This window comes from Nonomuraea sp. NPDC003201 (assembly GCF_053590415.1).
The window spans coordinates 1-1305 of the sequence record NZ_JBSFTC010000751.1; the positions used below are offsets into that span (position 1 = coordinate 1).

Sequence of the window (1305 nt, forward strand, 5' to 3'; positions counted from 1 at the left end):
GGGAGTTTCCCCCTGAGCGTGGACACCGATCTCAGGCGGCAGTCTTCAGGCTATCTGTCGTCTTCTCGTAGTCGATTGGGCTCAGCTGGCTGAGGCGGGAGTGCCGCCTGATCGTGTTGTATCGAGTGATCCATCGGAATACCGCCAGGCGGGCGGTCTGAGCGTCGGGCCATCGGTGCGCGCCCTGAAGCGTCTCGCGTTTGAGGGTCGCGTTGAACGACTCGGCCAGAGCGTTGTCGGCGCTGGTCCCGACCGCTCCGCGTGAGCGGGTGACCCCCAGTCTTCGACACGCTCGCGCGAACTCCCGAGAGCAATACTGCCCGCCGTTGTCGCTGTGAAAGATCGCGCCGTCGAGGCGGTCACCTCGGGTGTTCGCAGCGGCTTGCAACGCGTCGACGACGAGTTCGGTGCGCATGTGATCGGCGATCGACCAGCCCACCAGACGCCGCGAGTACAGATCCACGACCGTGGCCAGGTAGAGAAACGCGCCGCCACCGACGGGCAGGTACGTGATATCGCCGACGTAGCGGCTGTTCGGCTCCTCGGCGGTGAAGTCGCGCTGCAGCAGATCCGGGACCGGCCGGGCATCCGGCTCAGGGACCGTGGTGCGGATCTTCTTGCGCAGATGCAGCCCGACGATGCCGTGCTCGCGCATCACCCGCTCCACCCGCTTGTGGTTGACCTTGATGCCAGCCGCGCGCAACTCGGCTGTCATCCGGGGCGAGCCATAGGTACCGTCATGCTCGGCGTGGATCCGCCGCATCCGCCCGGCCAGCTCCTCATCGGCCATACCGCGGGCCAGCCGCGCACCGGCGCCCTTCAGCCACCGGTAGAAGCCTGAGCGTGACACCTGCAGCACTCGGCACAACCGCTTCACCCCGAAGAGCGCCTTGTGGTCCTCAACAAACTGGAAGCGGCTCACCAGTTCGTCTCGCCCGCGAAAAGCTTGGCAGCTTTGCGCAGGATGTCCCGCTCCAGCTCCAGCTCCCGGATCCGAGCCTTGAGCTGCTTGTTCTCCTCTTCCAGCACGTCGTCCGACGCTACGCGCTCAGACGATGCCGTCTTCCCAGCCGGCTCTCCCTCGCCCCGAGCTTGCGCGGCACGCACCCACACGCGCAGCGTCTCGCGACTGACCCCCAGATCCCTCGCGATCGACGTGATTGTCCGGTCCGGCCTCGACAACACCAACGCCACCGCGTCGGCCTTGAACTCAGGCGGGTAGTTCTTCATCACCATCAAGGACATCTCTTCCCCTGGACCTCAAGATCCAGTCTCCAAGGTGTCCACGTCCAAGGGGGAACGCCC

General features: G+C 65.7%; 1 protein-coding gene. It reads right to left on the reverse strand.

The annotated features are described in order from the left end of the window. Positions 1-31: 31 nt before the first annotated feature. A protein-coding gene (locus ACWDX9_RS63370) for an IS3 family transposase (RefSeq protein WP_449973463.1) occupies positions 32-1236 on the reverse strand; the annotation gives its coding sequence in 2 pieces (ribosomal slippage) (positions 32-945 and positions 945-1236; 1206 coding nt in all). Positions 1237-1305 lie beyond the last annotated feature (69 nt).